The sequence below is a fragment of the Mesorhizobium sp. PL10 genome (assembly GCF_053714315.1).
This window is the reverse complement of record NZ_JBSKBR010000005.1, coordinates 69434-91384: the sequence shown is the minus strand read 5'-3', so window position 1 is coordinate 91384 and position 21951 is coordinate 69434. Positions and strand designations below refer to the sequence as shown.

Annotated in this window: 16 protein-coding genes and 2 pseudogenes; 3 read left to right on the top strand and 15 right to left on the bottom strand. The window is 62.9% G+C overall.

Annotated elements, in window-relative coordinates:
- Nucleotides 1–222: 222 nt before the first annotated feature.
- A complete protein-coding gene (locus ACWGTO_RS10305; RefSeq protein WP_454574750.1) occupies nucleotides 223–1869 on the top strand; it encodes an acetolactate synthase large subunit in 1647 nt (548 codons plus the stop codon).
- A gap of 115 nt (nucleotides 1870–1984) precedes the next feature.
- On the opposite strand, the gene melA (ACWGTO_RS10300) is transcribed toward ACWGTO_RS10305, so the two are convergent.
- The 6 genes from melA (ACWGTO_RS10300) to melA (ACWGTO_RS10275) all read right to left on the bottom strand — a co-directional run bounded on the left by melA (ACWGTO_RS10300) (nucleotide 1985) and on the right by melA (ACWGTO_RS10275) (nucleotide 11030).
- A complete protein-coding gene (gene melA, locus ACWGTO_RS10300) occupies nucleotides 1985–3355 on the bottom strand; it encodes an alpha-galactosidase (protein ID WP_454574749.1) in 1371 nt (456 codons plus the stop codon).
- Nucleotides 3356–3375: 20 nt separating this feature from the next.
- Complete coding sequence (locus tag ACWGTO_RS10295; RefSeq protein ID WP_454574748.1) at nucleotides 3376–5043, bottom strand: ABC transporter ATP-binding protein; 1668 nt, start codon at nucleotides 5041–5043, stop codon at nucleotides 3376–3378.
- Between the two features lie 10 nt (nucleotides 5044–5053).
- On the bottom strand, nucleotides 5054–6217 hold the full coding sequence (locus tag ACWGTO_RS10290; RefSeq protein WP_454574747.1) for an ABC transporter permease: 1164 nt from the start codon (nucleotides 6215–6217) through the stop codon (nucleotides 5054–5056).
- Between the two features lies 1 nt (nucleotide 6218).
- Entirely contained in the window at nucleotides 6219–7226 is a 1008-nt protein-coding gene (locus ACWGTO_RS10285) for an ABC transporter permease (RefSeq protein WP_454574746.1), read from the bottom strand.
- Between the two features lie 131 nt (nucleotides 7227–7357).
- Nucleotides 7358–9466: an ABC transporter substrate-binding protein gene (locus ACWGTO_RS10280; RefSeq protein ID WP_454574745.1), complete on the bottom strand. Its 2109-nt coding sequence runs from the start codon at nucleotides 9464–9466 to the stop codon at nucleotides 7358–7360.
- A gap of 97 nt (nucleotides 9467–9563) precedes the next feature.
- Entirely contained in the window at nucleotides 9564–11030 is a 1467-nt protein-coding gene (gene melA, locus ACWGTO_RS10275) for an alpha-galactosidase (protein ID WP_454574744.1), read from the bottom strand.
- 75 nt (nucleotides 11031–11105) lie between these two features.
- Here melA (ACWGTO_RS10275) and ACWGTO_RS10270 point away from each other — a divergent pair, with 75 nt between their 5' ends.
- Nucleotides 11106–12122, top strand: coding sequence for an AraC family ligand binding domain-containing protein (locus ACWGTO_RS10270; protein WP_454574934.1), 1017 nt, complete (start codon nucleotides 11106–11108; stop codon nucleotides 12120–12122).
- 38 nt (nucleotides 12123–12160) lie between these two features.
- On the opposite strand, the gene ACWGTO_RS10265 is transcribed toward ACWGTO_RS10270, so the two are convergent.
- From ACWGTO_RS10265 to ACWGTO_RS10235, 7 genes are all read right to left on the bottom strand, one after another.
- On the bottom strand, nucleotides 12161–13228 hold the full coding sequence (locus ACWGTO_RS10265) for an ABC transporter ATP-binding protein (RefSeq protein WP_454574743.1): 1068 nt from the start codon (nucleotides 13226–13228) through the stop codon (nucleotides 12161–12163).
- A 3-nt stretch (nucleotides 13229–13231) separates the two neighbouring features.
- Nucleotides 13232–14080 (bottom strand): carbohydrate ABC transporter permease, encoded by an 849-nt coding sequence (locus ACWGTO_RS10260; protein ID WP_454574742.1) that lies wholly within the window; start codon nucleotides 14078–14080, stop codon nucleotides 13232–13234.
- A complete protein-coding gene (locus ACWGTO_RS10255; RefSeq protein ID WP_454574741.1) occupies nucleotides 14080–15003 on the bottom strand; it encodes a carbohydrate ABC transporter permease in 924 nt (307 codons plus the stop codon). Before ACWGTO_RS10255 ends, ACWGTO_RS10260 begins: the two co-directional genes overlap by 1 nt.
- Nucleotides 15004–15193: 190 nt before the next feature.
- A complete protein-coding gene (locus ACWGTO_RS10250; RefSeq protein WP_454574740.1) occupies nucleotides 15194–16471 on the bottom strand; it encodes an ABC transporter substrate-binding protein in 1278 nt (425 codons plus the stop codon).
- A 26-nt stretch (nucleotides 16472–16497) separates the two neighbouring features.
- Complete coding sequence (locus tag ACWGTO_RS10245) at nucleotides 16498–17712, bottom strand: PLP-dependent transferase (protein ID WP_454574739.1); 1215 nt, start codon at nucleotides 17710–17712, stop codon at nucleotides 16498–16500.
- On the bottom strand, nucleotides 17709–18443 hold the full coding sequence (locus ACWGTO_RS10240) for a FadR/GntR family transcriptional regulator (RefSeq protein ID WP_454574738.1): 735 nt from the start codon (nucleotides 18441–18443) through the stop codon (nucleotides 17709–17711). The genes ACWGTO_RS10245 and ACWGTO_RS10240 overlap by 4 nt, the downstream gene beginning before the upstream one ends.
- A 121-nt stretch (nucleotides 18444–18564) precedes the next feature.
- Nucleotides 18565–19272: a DJ-1/PfpI family protein gene (locus ACWGTO_RS10235; protein ID WP_454574737.1), complete on the bottom strand. Its 708-nt coding sequence runs from the start codon at nucleotides 19270–19272 to the stop codon at nucleotides 18565–18567.
- An 88-nt stretch (nucleotides 19273–19360) separates the two neighbouring features.
- Here ACWGTO_RS10235 and ACWGTO_RS10230 point away from each other — a divergent pair, with 88 nt between their 5' ends.
- A complete protein-coding gene (locus ACWGTO_RS10230) occupies nucleotides 19361–20308 on the top strand; it encodes a GlxA family transcriptional regulator (protein WP_454574736.1) in 948 nt (315 codons plus the stop codon).
- Nucleotides 20309–20620: 312 nt separating this feature from the next.
- Here the strand turns inward: ACWGTO_RS10230 and ACWGTO_RS10225 are convergent.
- Nucleotides 20621–20746, bottom strand: a pseudogene (locus ACWGTO_RS10225) (encapsulin); the annotation flags it as partial.
- Nucleotides 20743–21794: pseudogene (locus ACWGTO_RS10220) on the bottom strand (Dyp-type peroxidase). The pseudogenes ACWGTO_RS10225 and ACWGTO_RS10220, both read right to left, overlap by 4 nt.
- Nucleotides 21795–21951: the final 157 nt, after the last annotated feature.

The window sequence follows — 21951 nt, the reverse complement described above, 5'->3', positions numbered from 1 at the left end:
CGGGCGGACCCACTGTTCCTGCCGCAGGTTTAACGGCTGCCGATTGCCGAAAGAAGGGATGGTACGCCTGTCGATCCTGCGGACAGCGAATTTTCTTTCCATCGGCAGCGCCCCACGGCGGGCCGCACCTCGCGCTACGGCTTCGCCGGCACTATGTTTGCTCGGTGCGGTTCCGCCATGTCTGCATGTGTTCACGGCCCCGCTTCGCCCAGGAGATGCTTCGTGCCCAAAGGTTCAGATCTGCTTGTAGCCGCCCTCGAAAATGAGGGTGTCGATCGCATCTTCGGCATTCCGGGCGAAGAAAACCTCGACGTCGTCGAATCCATCCGCAAGTCGTCGATCCACTTGATCCTGACCCGCCATGAGCAGGCGGCGGCGTTCATGGCCGCCACGCATGGCAGGCTCACCGGCAAGCCGGGTGTCTGCATCACCACGCTCGGGCCCGGTGCCCTGAACCTGACGACGGGCGCCGCCTACGCGCTGCTCGGCGCCATGCCGATGATCATGATCACCGGGCAGAAGGGCATCCGGCTGTCGCGCCAGGCGCGCTTCCAGATCGTCGACATCGTTGCCGCGATGAAACCGCTGACCAAGCTGTCGCGCCAGATCATCTCGCCACGCACAATACCGGCCGTGGTGCGGGAAGCGTTTCGGATTGCCGAGGAGGAACGCCCGGGACCGGTGCATTTGGAACTGCCCGAAGACATCGCGGCCGAGGAATGCGACGAGGTCGCACTGATCCCGCCGCACCCGGTCGAGCTTCCGTTGGCAAGCCCGCTTGCGCTCGATCGCGCCGCGCAGATGATCATCAAGGCACAGCGCCCGCTGGCAATGCTGGGCGCAGCCGCTTCACGACCGCGCTCGACCTCCGACCTCGCCCAGTTCGTGCTGCGAACCGGCATTCCCTATTTCACCACGCAGATGGGCAAGGGCACGGTGCCCGGCGGGACCGAACTGTACATGGGGACGGCCGCCCTCTCCGAGCGCGACTATGTGCATGAGGCGATCGAGCAGGCCGACCTCATCATTACCATCGGCCACGACACGATCGAGAAGCCGCCCTTCATCATGGGCGACAAGGGACCGAAGGTGATCCATGTCGGCTACCAGCCGGCCAATGTCGAGCAGGTCTATTTCCCGCAGACCGAAGTGGTCGGCGACATCGGCGCCTCGCTCAGGCTGCTTGCCGACCGCATCGAGGACAAGATCCCCGACGCACAGGCGCTGCTGCCCCTGCGCGAAGGAATTCTGAGCCGCATTGCCGCGCGCGCCACCGAGGACCGTTTTACGCCGCAGCGCCTGGTGCACGACGTGCGCGCGGTGATGCCGGCCGACGGCATCCTGGCGCTCGACAACGGCATGTACAAGATCTGGTTCGCGCGCAACTACCGCACGCGCGTCGCCAACACGCTGCTGCTCGACAATGCGCTGGCCACCATGGGCGCCGGCCTGCCGTCGGCGATGACGGCCGCGATGCTCTACCCCGGCCGCCGTGTCATGGCGATCTGCGGCGATGGTGGCTTCATGATGAACAGCCAGGAGCTGGAAACCGCCGTCAGGCTCAAACTCAACCTGGTCGTGCTGATCATCGAGGACCATGCTTTCGGCATGATCCGCTGGAAGCAGGCGGTCGACCAGTTTCCCGATTTCGGCATGACCTTCGGCAACCCCGATTTCGTAAGATATGCCGAGGCCTATGGCGCCAAGGGTACCAGGGTCAGCGCCGTCTCGGAAATACAATCGACGCTCGAGCAGGCCTTCACCGGCGGCGGCGTTCATCTCGTCGTCGTGCCGATCGACTATTCGGAGAACGAGCGCGTCCTGGTCGAGGAGTTGCGCCATCGATTGCCGGCGCCACCGGAGGCCTAAGCAATTCCAGGAAAAGTGTGAGCGGTTTTCCCGGGAAAAGCGCGCTGCGCTTTCCCTTGGAATTGCGTAAGAAAATAGGAGCAATTCGCCGTGAAACGGTGAATTGCTCCAACGCTCAGGCGGCCCGAACTTTGGCGCTCCCACGCGCCCAGGCCGGCAGCCAGTCGCCATGCGCCGCCAGCAGCTCATCGACCAGCGACCAGATCTGGTCGAGATCGAGTTCGGCCGCCGTATGCGGGTCCATCATCGCGGCGTGGTAGATGTGCTCCCGGTTCTCGGTCATCAGCGCCTGCACCGTCAGCTCCTGCACGTTGATGTTGGTGCGGATCAGCGCGGTGAGCTGCGGCGGCAGCTCGCCGATGAAGGTCGGCTGAATGCCGGAGGCGTCGACCAGGCATGGCACCTCGGCCGCGCAATTGTCTGGCAGCGAGGTGATGCAGCCATTGTTGCGGACATTGCCGTAGATCACAGACGGCTCGCCGGTCCACACCGAGTTCATGATCGAGGAGGCGTATTCCTTCGACTGCTCGACCTCGATGCGTTCGGCCGAGCGATAGGCCTCGGCTTGCCCCTTCCAGCGCTCGATCTGCTCGATGCAGCGCTTGGGATATTCGTCGAGCGGAATGCCGAACCTCTCGATCAGGTCGGGGCGTCCTTCCTTGATGAAATAGGGGGTGTATTCGGCGAAATGCTCGGAGCTTTCGGTGACGAAATAGCCGAGCCTCGTCAGCATCTCGTAGCGCACCTTGTTGGGGCAGCGCGGGTTCCAGCCCGGCTTGGGCGCCCTGCCCTCGCGATAGGCGCGGACCAGGTCCGGATAGAGGTTGCGGTAGCTGCCGTCCGCCTGGCGATGCTCGAACTTGAGATAGAAGGCCATGTGGTTGATGCCGGCCGAGCGATAGCGGATCTCCTCGTAGGGAATGTCGAGATCGTGTGCCAGTTCCATCGCTGTGCCTTGCACCGAATGGCAGAGGCCGACCTGTTTGATCTCAGGATATTTTTCCGAAATCGCCCAGGTGTTGATCGCCATCGGGTTGACGTACTGCAGCATGATCGCCTGCGGGCAGACAGCCAGCATGTCCTCGCAGATCTTCCACAGATGCGGAACGGTTCTGAGGCCGCGCATGATGCCGCCGACGCCGAGCGTGTCGGCGATTGTCTGGCGCAGGCCGTACTTCTTCGGCACTTCGAAATCGGTGACGGTGCACGGCTCGTAGCCGCCGATCTGGAAGGCGACGACGACGAAGTCGGCGCCGGCCAGCGCCTTGCGCTGGTCGGAGTAGGTCTCGGCCTTCGCCTTCACGCCCAGCGTCGCGATCAGCTTGTTGACGACGATGGCGCTCTCTTCCAACCGCTGCGGATTGATGTCCATCAGCGCGATCGTCGCGCCCGACAGCGATGGCCGCTGCAGCACGTCGCCGACAATGTTCTTCATGAACACGGTCGAACCGGCGCCAATGAAGGTGATCCTGGGATGTCTTGCCACGTTAAACCTCCGGCATTTTGCTACGCCACGTCGAAGGCGGCCCTGACGAGCCGTTCGGTGTAGGCGGTCTTGGGATTGGTGAGGACCTCGTCGACGGGTCCCTGCTCGACGATCTTGCCGTTCTGCATGACGATGACGCGGTGGCAGAGCGCGCGCACCACCTTGAGGTCGTGCGAAATGAAGAGATAGCTCAGCCCGCGCTCGTCCTGCAGCTTGCGCAACAGGTCGATGATCTGCGCCTGCACCGAGAGGTCGAGCGCCGAAGTCGGTTCGTCGAGCAGGATGAATTCGGGTTCCAATGCAATGGCCCGCGCGATTGCGATGCGCTGCCGCTGGCCGCCGGAAAATTCGTGCGGGAACCGTGACAGGATATCGCCGGGCATGCCGGCGCTGACCAGGGCGTCTCGCACCCGCTCGACCCGCTCGCGCCGTGTTGAACCGATCCTGTTGACGACCAGCCCTTCCTCGATGATCTGGCCGATCGTCATGCGCGGGTTGAGCGAAGAGAAGGGATCCTGGAAGACGACCTGCATGCGCGAGCGCAGCGGCCGCATCTCGGCGCGCGAGAGGCCTTGGATCGGCTGGCCGTCGAAGCTGATCTCGCCACGCTTGGCATCGGTGAGCTTGAGCAGAGCAAGACCGAACGTGGTCTTGCCGGAGCCGGATTCACCAACCAGCCCCAGCGTTTCGTGGCGGCAAAGTTTCAGGCCGAGATCGTCGACGGCAACCAGTTCGCGCCAGTCCGGCTTCAGGAAGCTGCCATGACGCAGCATGAAGCAGACGCGCATGTCGCGTGCCTCGAGGATAGTACCGCTGTTCTGCGGCAGCGGCTGCGGCTTGCCGTGCGGCTCGGACGCGAGCAGCCGCTTGGTGTAGGGATGCTGCGGGTCGGCAAACAGCCGCTCGGTGACGTTATGCTCGCACATCTCGCCATATTGCATGACATAGACATAGTCGGAAAACCTCCGCACCACGGTGAGGTCGTGGGTGATCAGGATGACCGCCATCCTGAGCTCTTTTTGCAGGTTGCGGATCAGGTTGAGGATCTGCGCCTGGACCGTGACGTCGAGCGCGGTCGTCGGCTCGTCGGCAATCAGCACATCGGGGTCGTTGGCGAGCGCCATGGCGATCATCACGCGCTGGCGCTGCCCGCCCGACAACTGGTGCGGATACTGCTTGATGCGCGCTTCCGGCTCGGGGATCTGGACATGCCGCAAAAGCTCGAGCGCCCGCGCCCAGGCTTGCTTGCGGCTCACCTTGCGGTGCACCCTGATCGCCTCGACGATCTGGCTGCCGACCGTATAGATCGGGTTGAGCGAGCTCATCGGTTCCTGGAAGATCATCGAGATGCGGTTGCCGCGCAGCTTGCGCCGGGCGCTCTCGGGGAACTTCAGTATGTCCTGCCCGCAATAGTCGACGGTGGATTTCGCAGAGACGGTGGCCCGCTTCGAAAGCAGCCCCATGACGGTGCGCGCCGTCACCGATTTGCCGGAGCCGGACTCGCCGACGATGGCGATCGTCTCGCCGCGATAGAGCTGGAACGAGATGTCCTTCACAGCCTCGACGACGCCGTGCTCGACCTTGAAGGCGACCTCGATGTTGCGGGCATCGATGATTGGCTGGTCGTGGCGTCCGGCATGGTCGAGACGGACGGCTGGTGCGAAGGTGGTTGTGAGCGCTACGGTCATCCCGGCCACCTCAATAGGGATCGACGGCATCGCGCAAGCCGTCTCCCAGCGCGTTGAAGGCAAAGACGGTGATCAGCACGAAGCCGACCGGCGACAGGATCCAGGGATAGGTGCCGATGACCGAATAGGTTGCGGTGTCCTGCAGCATCAGCCCCCATGAGATCAGCGGCGGCTTCACCGCGAAACCGAGGAAGCCGAGAAAGGCTTCGAGCAGGACCACCGCCGGGATCGCGATCGTCACGGCGACGATGACGTGGCTCATCACATTGGGGAAAATGTGCTGCATGATGATGCGCATGTCGGTGGCGCCGACCGCCATGGCGGCACGCACATAGTCGACCCGCGCCAGCGCCAGCGTCTTGCCGCGCACCTCGCGCGACATCTGCGCCCAACCTAGCGCCGACATGACGATGATGACGAAGGCGAGGAAGACGTTGGTCGGCGCGGTCACCGGGATCAGCGTCGTCAGTGCCAGATAAAGCGGCAGCTGCGGGAAAGCGAGCACCAGCTCGACGAAGCGCTGCACCCAGATGTCGAACCGGCCGCCGAAATAGCCGGAGACCATGCCGACGGTGGTGCCGATGACGGTGATGATGAAGACCACGGTCAGCGCGATCATCAGCGAGACGCGCGAGCCCTGGATGGCGCGCGACAACACATCCCTGCCGAACTTGTCGGTGCCGAGGAAATGCACCGGCTGGCCGTCGGTCGAAGCGAAGAAATGCCGGTTGGTGGGGATCAGCCCAAGCAGCCGGTACTCGGCGCCCTTGACGAAGAAGCCGAGCAGGCGCGGATGCTCGTAGTCCGGCCCGACGACCGGCTGGAAGGTGACCGGGTCGAGGTCCGCGGAATCCGCGAGCGCATAAACCCGCGGCTGCAGCACGAAATTCCCGTCCTTGTCGTAAAAACTCATCGTCTGCGGCGGGGCGAAAGCGACATCTGTGACCTTGGGGTCCATCGGCGCGAAGAAGTCGGCAAACAGCGCCATCAGCACCAGAAGCACGACCAGGATCAGCCCGGCCATGCCGGTCCAGGATCGCTTCAGCCGACGCCACACCAGCGCGATGTAGCTCTCATTGCCGCGCGGCCCCGTGTTGACGGGCTCCGTCTTGACTGGATCCGTCTTCATTGGCTCATCTGGAAGCAGCGGCGGCGAGGTGTCGCGGGCAAGCATCTCAGGACCCCGCATATTGGCGGACGCGGGGGTCAAGCAGAACGAGCAGCATGTCGGCGATGATATTGCCGACGATCAGCGTCGCCGACAGCACCATCATGAAGGTCGCCGTGACATAGACGTCGCCTACCGCCATCGAGCCGACAATGGCCGGGCCCACGGTCGGCAGCGCAAAGATGATCGCCGTCTCGATCTCGCCGGTCAACATATAAGGCAGCACCACGCCCTGGTACATGATCAGCGGATGCAGCGCATTGGGCACCGCGTGGCGCATGACCACCGCGCTGCCGGTCAGCCCCTTGGCGCGGGCTGTTTCGACATATTGAGCATTGAGCGTGTCGAGCAGATTGCCGCGCATGACGCGCATGTTGTAGGCGAGCCCGCCGAAGGTTGCGATGGCCACCACCGGCCAGACATGCTTGACGAGGTCGACGAACTTGCCCCACGACCACGGCGCGCCGCCATATTGCGGCGAGAAGAACGAGCCGATCTCCGAGACGTTGAACTGGAAGACCAGCAGGTAGACGATGATCAGCGCCATCAGGAAGCGCGGAACGGTCATGCCGAGGAAGGAGATGGCCGACAGCGTCGAGTCGATCCAGGTGTATTGCCGCGTCGCCGCCCAGATACCGAAGGTGATGCCGAGCACCGAAGCGAGCAGATGGCAGACCAGCGCCAGGAGCAGCGTGCGCGGCAGCCGCTCTCCGACCACATCGGCCACCGGCTTGTTGTAGTAGAGGCTGTAGCCGAAATCGCCGCGGGTGACGATGCCGCCGATCCAGTTGAGATACTGGACCGGCATCGGCTTATCGAGGCCATGCTCGACCCGGTAGGCCTGCGCCTGCGCGTCGGCTTCGGCAAACGAGGCCCCGCCCTGGTTGATGAGCTGCGAGCGGATGTAGTCGGCATAGTCGCCCGGCGGTGCCTGGATGATGGCGAAAGTGACCAGGCTCAGGATGACCAGAACCGGCACCGCGGATGCTATGCGCATGCCCAGGAATCGCAGCATCGGTTCGTTTCTCCTCCTTGGATCAAATTTGTTGCCGCTGACCTTATCCCGTCCCGGCCGCGCGCGCAGCGCGGCCGGGCGTCAGCCAGGGGAGGAAACTCAGCTCATGGTCTCTCAGTCGGTCGGGCCTCTCAGTTCGTCGGACCCTTGTCGCCGGGCTTGCCCGGCAGCTGCTCGGGATAGAGTTCGTATTTCTGCTGCTTGTCGGCGGCGACGAAGACCCGTTCGCGCACGATCGAGTCCTCGGCCCAGTTGAACATGAAGATCGGCGTCCCCTGCGGGATGTTGGAGAAGCGCTTGTTGACGATCAGGGCGCCGGGATATTCGGTCAGCCCGACATTGTAGATATTTTCCGTCGATATCTTCTGGAACTCTCGCATCAGCTTGGCGCGTTCGTCATTGTCCTGGCTCGAGACGAACTTGTTGACGATGTCGACAAGCTCCTTTTCGAACGGCATCAGGTCGACCACACCGCTTTCAGGCGCGCGGTGATCCCAGCTGGTCTTGGGGCCGACGGGCGCGAGTTGCACGGTGTTCTGCACGACGGAAGTCAGCTCCTGATCGTTGCGCCGCACCAGCCAGTCGAATCGGCCGGAATATTGCGAGGCGTCGCGCTGGGTGCCGTTGAGGCCGTTGAGTACGACGCGCAGGCCGAGCTTCTCCATCTGGCCGACAACGCCTTCCGCCAGGCTCTTGTCGGTGGTGTAGTCGTTGTTGACCAGCATGACGATCTCGACATTCTTGCCGCCGGCCGTGCCGGCCGGGAAGTTGACGAAGCCGTCGCCGTCGGTGTCCTTGAGGCCCGCCTTGGCGAGCTCGGCCTTGGCGCCTTCGAGATCGAAAGGATAGTAAACCGTCGAGTTGCGGTCATAGAAGGAGGTGCCGGAGGAGAGCCCGCCCGGATAGATCGCGGTGAACGGCCCCTTCACCAGCGAGTCGCCGAGCGCCTTGCGGTCGAGCGCCATGGTGACGCCCTTGCGGAAGTACTCGTTGCGGTTCAGCTCGCGGATCGCCTGGCCGCGCTCGTCGGGATTGCCCCAGCCATTGGCGGAAAAGTTCATGCGCAGATTGTAGCCGATCAGGCGCGGGCCGAAAGCGAGTCGGGCCGGTGCGTCCTTGTCCGCCGCCCGCTTCAGCGAGGCGACGAAATTCTCCGGCTGCTCCAGATTGGAGAAGTCGGCAGCGCCTGCCACCGCCTGGACGTCGCGATCGGCCCAGGTCGACAGCTTGTAGTGCAGCTCATTGAGATAGGGCAGCTGGTTGCCCTTCTCGTCGACCTTCCAGTAGTAGGGATTGCGCCGCATGACGATAATGTCGTCAGGCCGATACTCCACCGGCACCCAGGCGCCCATCACCGGCATGTTCATATATTCCGGCGGGAACGCATTCTTGAACTGGTCGTAGGTGTTCTTTGAATATTTCGGATGCTGCGGCTTCAGAATATGAGCCGGGCCGGGGCAGAAGGTGCCGTAGGCCATGGCGTATAGATACTGCTTTGGGAAAGCGTCCTTGAACGTCCACTCGACGGTGTAGTCGTCGATCTTCTTCAGCGTCGTGCCGACGCCGAAGGTTTCTTCGGTGGCGCCGTTGAGCGGCGAGACGTTGGGGTCGACGACCTCGTCGTCCCAGTAGAACATGACGTCATCGGCGTTGAAGGCGACTCCGTCCGACCATTTCGCGCCTTCGACCAGATGCATGGTCAGCTTGTGGCCGTCCTTCGACCAGTCCCAGCTTTTGGCCAGGTTAGGCAGCGGTTCGGTGTCCTTGGCCTCGACCTGGAACAAAGGCGCTGTGCGTGTCAGGCATTCCGACAGGCCGATGTCGATGCCGCCCCAGCCTTGCGTCTGGCCGGCGCCATAGTTCCAGCCTTCCGGCCGCCCGCCGATGACATGGCGCATTGTGTCGCCATAGACGCCGATGCCGTCCGGCATGTTGCCGGTCTTGAACAGCAGCGGCTCCTTCGGCAGCCGGTCCTTGACCGGCGGCAGCTTGCCGGCCTTGACGTATTTCTCGGTGACCCAGTCGGGCTCGTGATATTCGGGCAGCGCCTTGAATTCCAGGATGGAATCGCGAGCGACGTATTTGATCTTGCCCTCGGCGGGAAACGGCGCCGGCGCCGGCGGCGTTGTCGGTTCGGATGCGTAAGCGCCGAGCGCCAAGACCGAGACGCTCAGCGTCAAGCCGGCGAGAATGCCAATTCTTCGCCCGGTGAGAATGCCAATTCTGCGAAAGTTCCTCATCGTGTTCCTCCCAGATGTTTCGACGTCTGCTGCTGCCCGCATCTATTCATGACGGCTGATTGGCGGACCGGCCTCCCGCGGCGCGCCTGCAAGCATCTCAGCCCGCCTGTTTCAGCGCCGTCTTTTCGGCGCGCAATTCCTCGATCGAGCGCACCTTGCGCCGCGCCGCACCCGCCCAGTCGCGGGTCTTGACCTTCGATTTCGAAAGCCGCTCTTTCGCCGCCGGCACCGCATCCGCATATTGCGGCAGCCAGCGGGCCTGGGCGACGACCATCTCGTCGACCATCTGCCAGACCTCTTCCGGTGTCGACACGGCACCGACCAGCGGATCGTGCAGCACGGCAAGCTTCAAGAGATCGATGTCGCCCGATATCGCCGCATGCACCGACATGCGCTGGACATTGATCGAAGAGATGCAGGTGGCGGCACAGGCTTCCGGCAGCGTGATGCCGGCGGCCATGTTGATGCCGAAGCGATCGACGAAGCCCGGCGATTCGATGATGGCGTCCTGTGGCAGGTTGGTGATGATGCCGGTGTTCTTGACGTTGAAATGGCCGCGATAGACGCGGTTGGTCTCCAGCGCTTCGAGAATGTGGCTGGCATGTTCGTTGGAGCGCTTGGCCGGGTCGATCGGTTTCGACGCCGCTTCGAGAAACTGCGGGAATTCCGTCTCGAACCAGTTGCGCGTTTCGGTGGAGTAGCGGAGATAGCCGCCGGTCTCGCCATGGATCCAGTCGGACATGTCGATCCAGCGGGTGATTTCGTCCGGCCGCTTGCGGTACCACGGCAGATATTCGGAGAGATGGCCGTTGCTTTCTGTCGAGTAGACGCCGAAGCGCTTCAGCACGTCGATGCGCAGCTTTTCCTGCTGCGAATAGACCGGATGCGCTTCGAACGCGGCGACCAGCTCGTCTTTGCCGATCTTGCGGCCGTTGAGGCGCAGATCGACGAACCAGGTCTGATGGTTGATGCCGGAGCAGACATAGTCGAGTTCGCCATGCGATTTGGCGCCGAGCACTTCGGCGATCTGTTCGGCGCCGTGCTGGACGCCGTGGCAGAGGCCGACCGTATCGACCTTGCCGTATTCGATCGCCGCCCAGGTGTTCATCGCCATCGGGTTGGCATAGTTGAGGAATTTCGCGCCCGGCTCGGCGAGTTCGCGGATGTCCTTGCAGAAGTCGAGGATGACCGGGATGTTGCGCTGGCCATAGAGGATGCCGCCGGCGCAGATCGTGTCGCCGACGCACTGGTCGATGCCGTATTTCAAGGGAATGCGGATATCGTCGGCATAGGCTTCGAGCCCGCCGACCCGCACGCAGCTGATGACGTAGCGCGCGCCTTCCAGCGCCTTGCGGCGGTCGGTGGTCGCGGTGACTTTCGTCGGCAATTTGTTGGCCTCGACGATGCGGTCGAGGATCGCCTTGATCATCCCGAGATTGTGCTCGCTGAGATCGGTCAGCGCGAATTCGATGCCGCTGAATTCCGGAACACACAGAATGTCGGTGAACAGTTTTTTGGTGAAGCCGACGCTGCCGGCGCCGATAATAGCGATTTTGAAACTCATCACCTTCACCTCGATGCGGGTCGAATGCCAGGCAAGGAGCAAAGGAAGAGCGCATGGCGACGCGCCATGGCGCGCATGCCATTCGGAGCCGGAATTTCCGGCTCATTCTCCTCCCGCCCGCTCCTCGACCGCGGGTCTTTCGCGTTCTCAGGATTTGGATTATGCCGTTATTCGCGGGCACGGCCAGAGAACGTTTATGCTTTCGAGGGTAATTTTGTGCTGCGTGATCTGATCGCCAACGGACAGTTGATGCGCACCATTTCGCTGCCGCGCGGCCGTCAGCGCCTGCATGCCATGCCGACCAGCACCGGCTATGAAGTGCGCGAGGGTGTGACTTACGACTGGGATGGGCGCAAGCGCGGCCAGACACCGTTCACCGTGCTGCAGCACACGATCAGCGGCACCGGCCAGCTGCGCTACGAGAACCGCAACTACCGCCTGCAGGCCAACGACACGCTGCTGGTGCTGGTGCCGCACAACCATCGCTACTGGCTGGAGAAGGGCGACCGCTGGGAATATTTCTGGATCTCGATGAATGGCGAGGAGGCGCTGCGCATCCACAAATCCATTCTCAGTGTCTCCGGTCCGGTGTTGCGGCTCCAGCCTCAGACGATCGATCATCTCGCCGATTGCAGCCTGCGCCTGATCAAGGGCGGCGCTTCGCCGGGGTCGGCTTCGGCAGTTGCCTATGAAGCGGCGATGGCGCTTTACGACGATGTCTTCGGCTCGCACGCCTTCACCGAAAAACAGAGCGCCATGCAGCCGGTCATCGATCATATCAACGCCAATCTCGACAAGCCTCTGCCGGTAGCCGACCTCGTGCAAATCAGCGGCCTCAGCCGGGCACATTTCTCACGCTGCTTTGCCGAGAGCGAAGGCATGCCGCCGGCCGAATTCGTGCTGCAGCAGCGGCTGCAGCGGGCGGCGAAACTTTTGACCAAGGCCGATTTCCTGCCGGTCAAGGAGGTCGCCATATTGTGCGGCTTCGAGGACGCCAACTATTTTTCGAAAGTCTTCCGCCGGCTCTACGGCATCAACCCGACGCAGTTCCGCACCACCGGCATGTATGCCAGCCTGGGCAACCACCGCTAAAACGGATTGCTTCTGGTTGCCGGCTTCAGGCGCACCCCTCACCCGATGCGGTTGCCGTTTGCGGGATCGAACAGATGCAGCGCCGCCGGATCGGCTGACAGTCTTACCGTGTCGCCCGGCCGGATAGTGCTGCGTCCCATGACGAAGACACAAACCAGCTGGTCGGCGAGCCGGACATAGAACTGCGTCGACAGGCCGAGCGGCTCGACCACTTCGACCTCTGCCTCGAGCCCTCCGTCGTCGGCGAGCTGGATGTGTTCCGGCCGCAGCCCGACGGTGAGCTTGCCACCATCCGTGAGCGGCAATCCATCAGGCAACCGCAGCTTCTGGCCGTCGGCCAGCACCGCATCCACCTTGCCAGCCTTCGCGACCGTCGCCGGAAAAAAATTCATGCCGGGCGAACCGATGAAACCGGCAACAAAGGTGTTGATCGGCCGGTCATAGAGTTCGAGTGGATGGCCGACCTGTTGGACGTAGCCGTCATGCATGACGACGATGCGGTCGGCCATGGTCATGGCTTCGATCTGGTCGTGCGTGACATAGACCGAAGTGGTCTTGAGCTGCTGATGTAGCGCCTTGATCTCGGCGCGCATATGGACGCGCAGTTTGGCGTCGAGGTTCGACAGCGGTTCGTCGAACAGGAACACTTTGGGATCGCGCACGATGGCGCGGCCCATGGCGACGCGCTGGCGCTGGCCACCGGACAATTGCCGCGGCAGGCGGCCGAGGAAACTGTCGAGACCGAGGCGCTTGGCGGCCGCCCCTACCCTGCCGTCGATCGTCGTCTTCTCCGCCTTCTTCAAAAGCAGGCTGAAGCCCATATTCGACGACACATCCATATGCGGATAGAGCGCATAGGACTGGAATACCATGGCAATGTCGCGGTCCTTCGGCGCGACATCGTTGACCAGCCGATCGCCGATGCGGATCTCTCCGCCGGAGACTTCTTCCAGCCCGGCAATCATGCGCAAAAGGGTCGACTTGCCGCAGCCGGACGGGCCGACCAGCACGACGAACTCGCCATCGGCGATCTCCAGATCGACGCCGTGCAGGATGCGCAGCGAACCGTAGTCCTTCTCGACGTTTTGCAGCGTGACGGAAGCCATCGATTATCCTTTGACCGCGCCGGCGGTGAGGCCGGTGACGAGATAGCGTTGCAGGAAGGCAAAGAAGATGCAGACCGGGATCAGCGCCAGGATCGACGCCGCCATCATCTGCCCCCAGTCGACGGCGAACTTGCCGATATAGGTGAGCAGGCCGACGGCGAACGTCTTCTGGTCGTCGCTGGAGATCAGCATCAGCGCGAACAGCAATTCGCTCCACGCGGCGGTGAACACGAAGCCGAGCGTCGCGCCCATGCCGGGCAAGGTCAGCGGCACGATCACCTTGCGCATCGCCTGCGCCCGCGTACAGCCGTCGATCATCGCCGCCTCCTCCAGATCCTTCGGAATACCGTCGAAGAAGGATTGCATCAGGAAGGTGGCAAACGCAGTGTTGAAGGCGGTGTAGATGATGATCAGGCCGACCAGGCTGTTGGTCAGGCCAAGCTCGCCCATGACGCGGTAGATCGGCGGAATGACCATCACCAGCGGGAAAGTCTGGGTCAGCAGCAGCATGATCGCCAGCGTCGCCTTGCCGCGAAAGGTGAAGCGCGACATGGCATAGCCGGCGAGCGTGGCGATGACGGTGACGAGTGCCGCTGTCGACACCGAGACGATGACGCTGTTCAGGAAATAGCGCGGGAAGTCAGAGGCTTCGAGAACCGTGATGAAGTTGCGGAATGTCGTTTCCGACGGCCACAGCGTGATGCCTTCGGAATAAAGCAACCGCTCCGGCGTCACCGAGATCTTCAGCGTCCAGAAGATCGGAAACAAAGCAAAGATCATATAGGCGGCAATCGCCGCGTAGAGGCCAATGCCGCTGAAAATGCGTGAGGAAGTGGAGCGTCCGGCGATCATCAGACGTGCCTCACCAGCAAGCGGCGAATGGCGATCAGCGCGATCGCATAGGCGATGAGCAGGACCAGGAGGAGCACCGCGACCGCCGAAGCGTAGCCCTTGTCCAGCGACTTGAAGGCGCTGACATAGATGTAGACCGGCACCGTGCTGGTCGAACCAGCCGGCCCGCCTTCGGTCATGACGAAGATCAGATCGGCGAAAGTGGCGATCCAGATTGTGCGCAGCATGACGGTGATGACAATGGTCGGCGCCAGGAAGGGCAGCGTCACCTTGGTGAAGCGCTGCCAGGGCGAGGCGCCGTCGATCGCGGCGGCCTCATGCAGCTCCGACGGGATCGACTTCAGCGCCGCCAGGAGCGTGATGGCGAAGAACGGAATGCCGAACCAGATGTTGGCGACGATCGGCCCCCACATGGCGGTCGCCGGATCGGAGAGCACATTGGTCGGTTCGGCTTTCAGGCCAAGGGCGAACAGCCAATGCGGCAGCGGTCCGATGATCGGGTTGAACAGCCACGCCCAGGTCAGGCCAGACAGGAAGGACGGCACCGCCCAGGGCAGGAACACAACCGCCTGCACGAACTTGCGGCCGTAGAATGGTTTGTCGAGCAGCAACGCCAGGCCAAGGCCGAGGAAGAACTGGAAGAACAGGCTGGCGACAGTCCACCAAAGCGTGTTGACCAGCGCTTGCCCCAGCACCTGGTCGGTCAGCATCGCCTGATACTGGCCGAGACCGACATATTCGGATTTGAAGGCGGAGAATTTGCGAAAGGAATAGCTGATGCCGATGACCAGCGGCACCAGCAGCACCACGACCAGGAGCACGATCGCCGGGCTGAGATAAAGCCAGGGCTCGATGGCGGCATGCGTCAGCCGCTTCTTTCGCGGCCGGCCTGCGGATCGTATTTCGGACACGGCATAGGTCATTAGATGCTTAATCGTCTCCTGGAGGAGTATCGGGATTGGCCAAAGCGTCGTTCTCCCCGTCTGCGGAGAAAGATGCAGGTAGGCAGATGAGGGGCAGCGCCAACATTGGGGTGCTCGCGCTACCCCTCATCCGGCCCTTCCGGGCACCTTCTCCCCGTAGAACGGGGAGAAGGAAGAAAGGGAGCGGCGCCTACTTCTTGTTCTTGGCCATCCAGTCCTGCTGTTCCTTGGTCAGGAACGCGGCCCATTGATCGGCGACGTCCTTGGCCGACTTCTGGCCGAGCAGCACTTCCTGAAAATTCTTGATCGCAACCTGGTCGACGAAATTGCCGAGGTTCTCCAGATGCGTCGGCGGCGTCACCATTTCATACTTGGAGGTGTCGCTGAGCTCGGTGAACCAGCCCTTGAACTGCTCGGTCTTGAAATGGGCGTCCTGGTCGGCGCCATTGTGGATCGGCACGACGCCGACTTCCTTGGCCCATTCCAGATTGTCCTTGGGCGACAACAGCGTTGCCATCAGCTTCCAGGCATCGTCCTTGTGCTGCGAATTGGCAAACATCGCCCAGCCGGCATAGCCCAGCGTCGGATAGGACTTGCCGCTCGGTCCGACCGGCAGCGGCGCCACAGCAAAGTCGTCGGCGCTCATCTTGTCGGCAATGCCGATCAGCGCGTCCGGGTCCTGGTTGAGCATGGCGCAGGTGCCGGAATAGAAGCCGGTGACGGTCTCGTTGAAGCCCCAGCTCACCGCATCCTTCGGCGCCAGCCCGTCCTTGTACATGTCGGCCAGCATCTGCAGGCCCTTGACCGAGCCTTCCTCGTTGATGGTCGAGGTGCCATCCTCGTTGAAGTAGCCGCCCTTGCCCTGAGCGATGTTCATGAACATGTGCATACCGTTGAAGGCGCCCGGGCCGCCGCGCAGGCAATAGCCGTATTTGCCCGGAATGGCGGAGATCTTCTTTGAATCGGCGATGAAATCGTCGAGAGTCGCCGGCGGGCCGTCGAGGCCAGCTTCCTTGAACAGCTTCTTGCTCCAAAACAGCGCGTTCACATAGTAGCCGTAAGGGATCATGAACTGGGTGTTGTTGACCGTCGAACCGAACTGCTTGGCGCGGTCGCCGAGCGTCTTGGCATCGTCCCACTTGGCCATGTAAGGGCCGAGGTCCTCGAGCTGGCCGTTGGTGGCATAGAGGCCCATCCAGCGCTCCGGCATCTCGACGATGTCCGGCGTATCACCGGCCTGCACCATGGTCAGGAATTTCTCGAACGCCTGGCCCCAGGGCAGCGAGACCACCTCGACCTTGACGCCGGCGTTGGCGGCCTCGAATTCGGCGATCTGCTTCTTCAGAAATTCGGTGCGCTGCGGGCTGGTGATGACCTCGACCAGCTTGAGGGTGGTGTCGGCCAGCGCGCCGCTGGCGGAAATCGCCAGGCCGGCAGCGGTGGCAAGCATGATGCTCAGTCTTTTCATGTTCAGAACTCCCATTTTGAACCCAGTTATTTTTTTGCTTTGTCGAAGACTCTGCTTTTGTCGAAGGCTTGGGCGATGTCGGCCCAAAGATCCTCGACGCTTTCCAATCCGACATTGAAGCGGATGGTTCGGGGGCTGACGCCGAAGCGCGCCATCGAATTGAGACCCGGCGTCTGCTCGAGCGAGGCCTTTGCCGGCACGACCAGGCTTTCATGGCCTCCCCAGCTGACGCCGATGCGGAAGAATTTCAGCGCGTCGACGAAAGCCGGAATGTCGACATCCTCCGTCACCTCGAAGGAAAACAGCCCGGCATAGCCGGCAAGCGTCTTCTTGCCGGGATGGTTGGAATAGGCGGGATGATTGACCCGCTCGACCTTGTCATGTGCCTTCAGCCGCTCGGCGATGGTGAGCCCGCTCTTCATGTGGTGCGGCAGCCTCAGTGGCAGCGTGCGCAGGCCGCGCAGCAAGAGCCAGCCCTCGAAGGGCGACAGTTTGGCGCCGAGCTGCGAATAGGTCTGGTCGTTGATGTGCTTGATGTGAGCAGCCGAGCCCGCGACCACGCCAGCAACCGTGTCGCTGTGGCCGCCGAGATATTTCGAGGCGGAGTGCAAGACGAGGTCGACGCCGTGCAGGATCGGCTTCTGAAACACCGGCGTTGCCCAGGAATTGTCAATGGTGGTGACGATGCCCTGCTCTTTCGCCAGCCGCGTCAGATGCGCCAAATCCTGCAGCTCGAACATCATCGAGGTCGGGCTTTCCAGATAGAGCAGTTTCGCGCCCGGCAGTGCCGCAGCGACCGCGTCCGGATCGGAACCGTCGACATAGTCGACCTTGATGTTGAGGCGCGGGAACAGCCGCTCGAACAGCCTGTAGGCGTCGCCATAGCAGTTGCGCACCGCAACTATACGCTCGCCGGCGCCGACAAAGGCGAGCACGGTAGAGCTGATCGCCGCCATGCCGCTGGAGAATCCGCGCGCGGCCTCGGCGCCTTCGAGCGCTGCAACGCGCGCCTCGAATTCCATCACCGTCGGATTGTCGCCGCGCGAATAGATCGGCTGTTTGCGGCGGCCGGCGAAGGTGTCGGCCATCTCGGCATAGCTGCCGAAGGTGAACAGCGAGGTCTGGTAGATCGGCGGCACCACGGCATTGCCGGGGAACGGATCGTCATGCGCCAGAAGCGTCGCCGCCTCGGCGAGATAGTCGCTGCCGGAAATGCCGGGGTCGAAGCCGTGCTCGTTCATTTGCGGTCCGAAAGTTTGAGGTTGGCGGCGCCGCGCTTCAAATCGTCCTCGACGGTGGCGATCAGCTTCAGCGCCTCGGCCCGGGCGCCTTCCGGGTCGTGCGCGGCGATGCAGTCGAACATGGTGCGGTGGTAGGGAAAGCTGGCGTGGCCGAAATCACGCACACCGAGCGGATGTTCCCAGAAGCGGTGGAACAGCTCATGCATGGCGGCGATGATCTGCTCGAACAGCGGATTGCCGCAGGCGCGGTAGATCGCCTGATGGAATTCCCAGTCCTCTTCCGACGACATGCCGGCCCGGTTGAGAAACTCTTCCTCCATGATGTCGAGCTTGCGCTCGATCTCGGCGAGATCGTCCTTGTCGGCGCGAATGGCGCAAAGGGCGGCGGCTTCCGCTTCGAGCGCCCGGCGGATTTCCAGCGTGCGCATCAGCCCGGTGAAATCATTGCCGCCGGCCAGCGTCAGCGGCATGTGCAGCATATCTAGTGAAACCGCGGCCTTGAGATAGGTGCCGGAGCCTTGCCGGCGCTCGACCAGGCCGAGCCCTTCCCAGCGCGTCAGCGCCTCGCGCACCGTGTTGCGGCTGACTTTCAGGCGCTCAGCGAGGATACGCTCGGTCGGCAGCCTCTCACCAGGCTCCAGCTTTTCGCGCATGACAAAGCCGGCCAACGCCTTCAACACGGCATCGTCGCGGGCCGTCGTCTGGATCGGCGGAAGGCTGAATTCGGTCACGCCAGCAGAAATCCAAGTGGTTCAATGGTCCAACCAATTTCTGCACGAATGATAGGAGCTGTCAACAGGCGAAACGCGGCAGGGCCGAAGGCCAGAGATATGCGCCTTCGGCCTTGCCGCTTCAGCCGTGGATGCGAGCCGGCGCAGCGGCCGCGCGAGCCTCGCGCCAGCGAGCGAACATTTCTTCCCGAACCCGCCTCGAGGCCGAAAGCCGGTCCTTTGCTTGCGCCAGCACGGCAGACGAAGCGTCGGCGGGCGTGCCCGACTGGAAAGGAGGAGCCGGGGCATATTCGAGCGAGAGCTGCACGATCTCGGCCTCCTCCTGTCCAAGCAGCCTCGCAACCAGCGCCAGCCCGAAATCGATCCCGGAGGTGACGCCGCCGGCGGTAATCAGCTTGCCGTCCTCCACGATACGCTCATCGACAGGGATGGCCCCGAACTCTTCAAGGAAATCATGTGCATACCAGTGCGTCGTTGCCCGCTTGCCCTTCAGCAGTCCGGCCGCGCCGAGCACCAGCGCGCCGCTGCACACGGAGGTGATGTAGCGCGCCTGCGCCGCGCGCTCCCAGACAAAGTCGAGGACTGTCTGGTCCTCCAGCAGCGCGTTGACCCCGCCCCCGCCCGGAATGCACAGCACATCGAGAGGCCGGCAATCGTCGAAGGTCGCCGTTGGCGTGAGGGACAACCCTGTCGAGGACATCACAGGATTGCGATCCTTCCAGATCAATTCCCCTTCCGCGCCCCTGGCTGTTGCCAGGACTTCATAGGGGCCGGTGAGGTCGAGCTGCTGGACGTTGGGGAATACGAGGATGCCGAAACGAAGGGGCATGGAAAATCTCCCTGGGTTGACTTCCGGCAATCTAGCCCATCATGTTTTGGCGTGATTGCCATTCACCCCTCGTTTCAGGCCAAACCCAATGCGCCGCATCGAAGTGCTTGCCTATCCCGACGTCCAGCTCCTCGACGTCAGCGGACCGCTTCAGGTCTTTGCCAGCGCCAACGACTTCAAACGGCAGGCGGGCGAGCCTGCTCCCTACGAGGTCACGGTCGTAGCCGCTTCGCCGCGCATCCGGACATCGGCCGGTCTGGTGCTGGAGGCTGCGACGCTGCCGGCGCAGGGAGGCGAGATCGACACACTGGTCGTGCCTGGCGGATGGGGCGTCAACGCGGCCTGCGACGATGCCGAACTGGTCCAATGGATCGCTGGCCGCTCGCGCAATGCCGTGCGAACCGCATCTGTCTGCAGCGGCGCCATGCTGCTGGCGCAGGCAGGCCTGCTCGACGGCCGTCGCGCGGTGACCCACTGGGGACGCTGCGCGGAGTTCGCCCGGCGCTTTCCGGCGGTGCGCCTCGAACCCGATCCGATCTTCATTCGTGATGGCAATGTCTGGACGTCGGCCGGCGTCACCGCGGGGATCGATCTCGCCCTCTCCCTCGTCGAGGCCGATCTTGGCCGGCACACGGCGCTGGCTGTGGCGCGCGAGTTGGTGGTCTTCCTGAAACGTCCCGGCGGCCAGGCGCAATTCAGCCAGACCCTCAAGCTCCAGCTAGGCGACGGGCGCTTCGACATGCTGCATGGCTGGATCCTCGAAAACCTTGCCGGCGACCTGTCGCTGACGCAACTGGCCGACCACGCCAATATGAGCCCGCGCAGTTTCTCGCGACGCTATCGCGAGGCCACGGGCCGCACACCCGCCCGCGCCATCGAGGAGATCCGGATCGAGGCGGCGCGACGGATGCTGGAGCGCGGCCAGCCCGTCAACCAGACGGCACGCCGCTGCGGCTTCGGCTCGGAAGAAACGATGCGGCGCGGCTTTCTGCGCGTCCTGGGCACCAACCCGCGCGCCTATCGCGAGCGTTTCTGATCGCAATTGCTCGCGCCATCAACGCGGCGGTCGACGCCGTAGGGACAGAGTCCCTATCCCGGCAATCTGCCGAGTCGGGAAGCAAAACGCTCCACCATCGCAAGGCCGACCTCATCGGGCCGCATCGCTGGCGCCCGGTCGTGTATCGGCACACCGGACGGGCGCCGAACAGCCGCTTGCCGTGCAAGATCAGGTTCTCGATGCATGGCGCCACAAGGACGGTTCCTTCACCGAGTGATACCCCGGCCGATCTTGCGGCCAGGCCATTGCGACTTCGCGGTCACTCTCACGCAGGCCTCTGACGTCAGCAGCCGGAAGGACGACATCGACCACGCGCCGAGCCGCCAGATGGCGCTTGAGGGTACGGGACGCCTCGTCCTCGATCTGCACCCAAGCACCGTCCGAGATGGGAGCGAGTTCCCGATAAAGCGTGTTCATGTCTGCCTCACATCCTTGAGAGATCCGATACCGAGTGAGCCGTCGCGCGGGCGCGACTGGGGTTGATCCGTTTTCTCGGGCTGGGTGGACAGCGGTGCAGCGGCCGCATCCGCCGCAACATCGTCGAGGATTGTCGCCGACGGTACGAAAAACAGCGAGCCGGTCACCGCCCGGCTGAAGTCGAGCAGCCGGTCGTAATTGCCGGGCGGCCGGCCGATGAACATGTTGTCCAGCATCTGCTCGATGCGCCGCGGCGAACGGGCATAGCCGATGAAATAGGTGCCGAACTCGCCCTTCCCCGCATCGCCGAACGGCATGTTGTCGCGCAGGATTTCCAACTCCTCGCCATCCTCAGTGATCGAGGTCAGCGCACTGTGCGCCGATGTCGGTTTGACCGCATCGTCCAGCTCTATGTCCGAGAGCTTGGTCCGGCCGATGATCTTTTCCTGCTCCGCCACCGGCACCTCGTTCCAGCGCGCCAGATCGTGCAGGTATTTTTGCACGATCACGTAGCTGCCGCCGGCAAAGCCAGGGTCCTCGTCGCCGATGATCGTGGCGTCGATTGCGCCCTGATCCACGGGGTTCTCGGTACCGTCGACGAAACCGATCAGATCGCGGTTGTCGAAATAGTTGAAGCCCTGCACCTCGACCGTTGTGGCGACGGCGCCGCCAAGCCGCGCCATGATCTGTGTCGCCAGTTCGAAGCAGAGGTCCATTCGCGCCGCACGGATATGAAACAGCATGTCGCCCGGCGTCGAAACAGCGTGATGCTGACCTCGGATCTCGCGGAACGGGTGCAGATCTCTGGGCTTTGGGGTTGCAAACAAACGGTCCCACGCGTCGGAGCCAATTGCCATGACACAGGACAACCCGCCCTCGAGGTCACGAAAGCCGACCGCGCGCTTGAGTGCGGAAAGATCGGCACACAAGCCGCGTGCGATCGCGTCGTGTTCGGGCCGGATTTGAGCGTAACGACAAGAAAGATCGCGGCCCGCGTCAGCAGCGCGACGACCGGTTGCGAAACAACCGCTGGCAAACCGGACTCCATGCTTGATCCATTCGGTATCCTCCGACGCGGTGCCTGAATCAAGCAGCGTTTCAATCAAGCCGGTCCACAGGATTTGGCGCTTGCGCCGCACTCGACGACAAGGCATTCCCGCCGCAATGGGCATCCGTCTAAGGGATAGGCTGGAAGGATTTTCGGT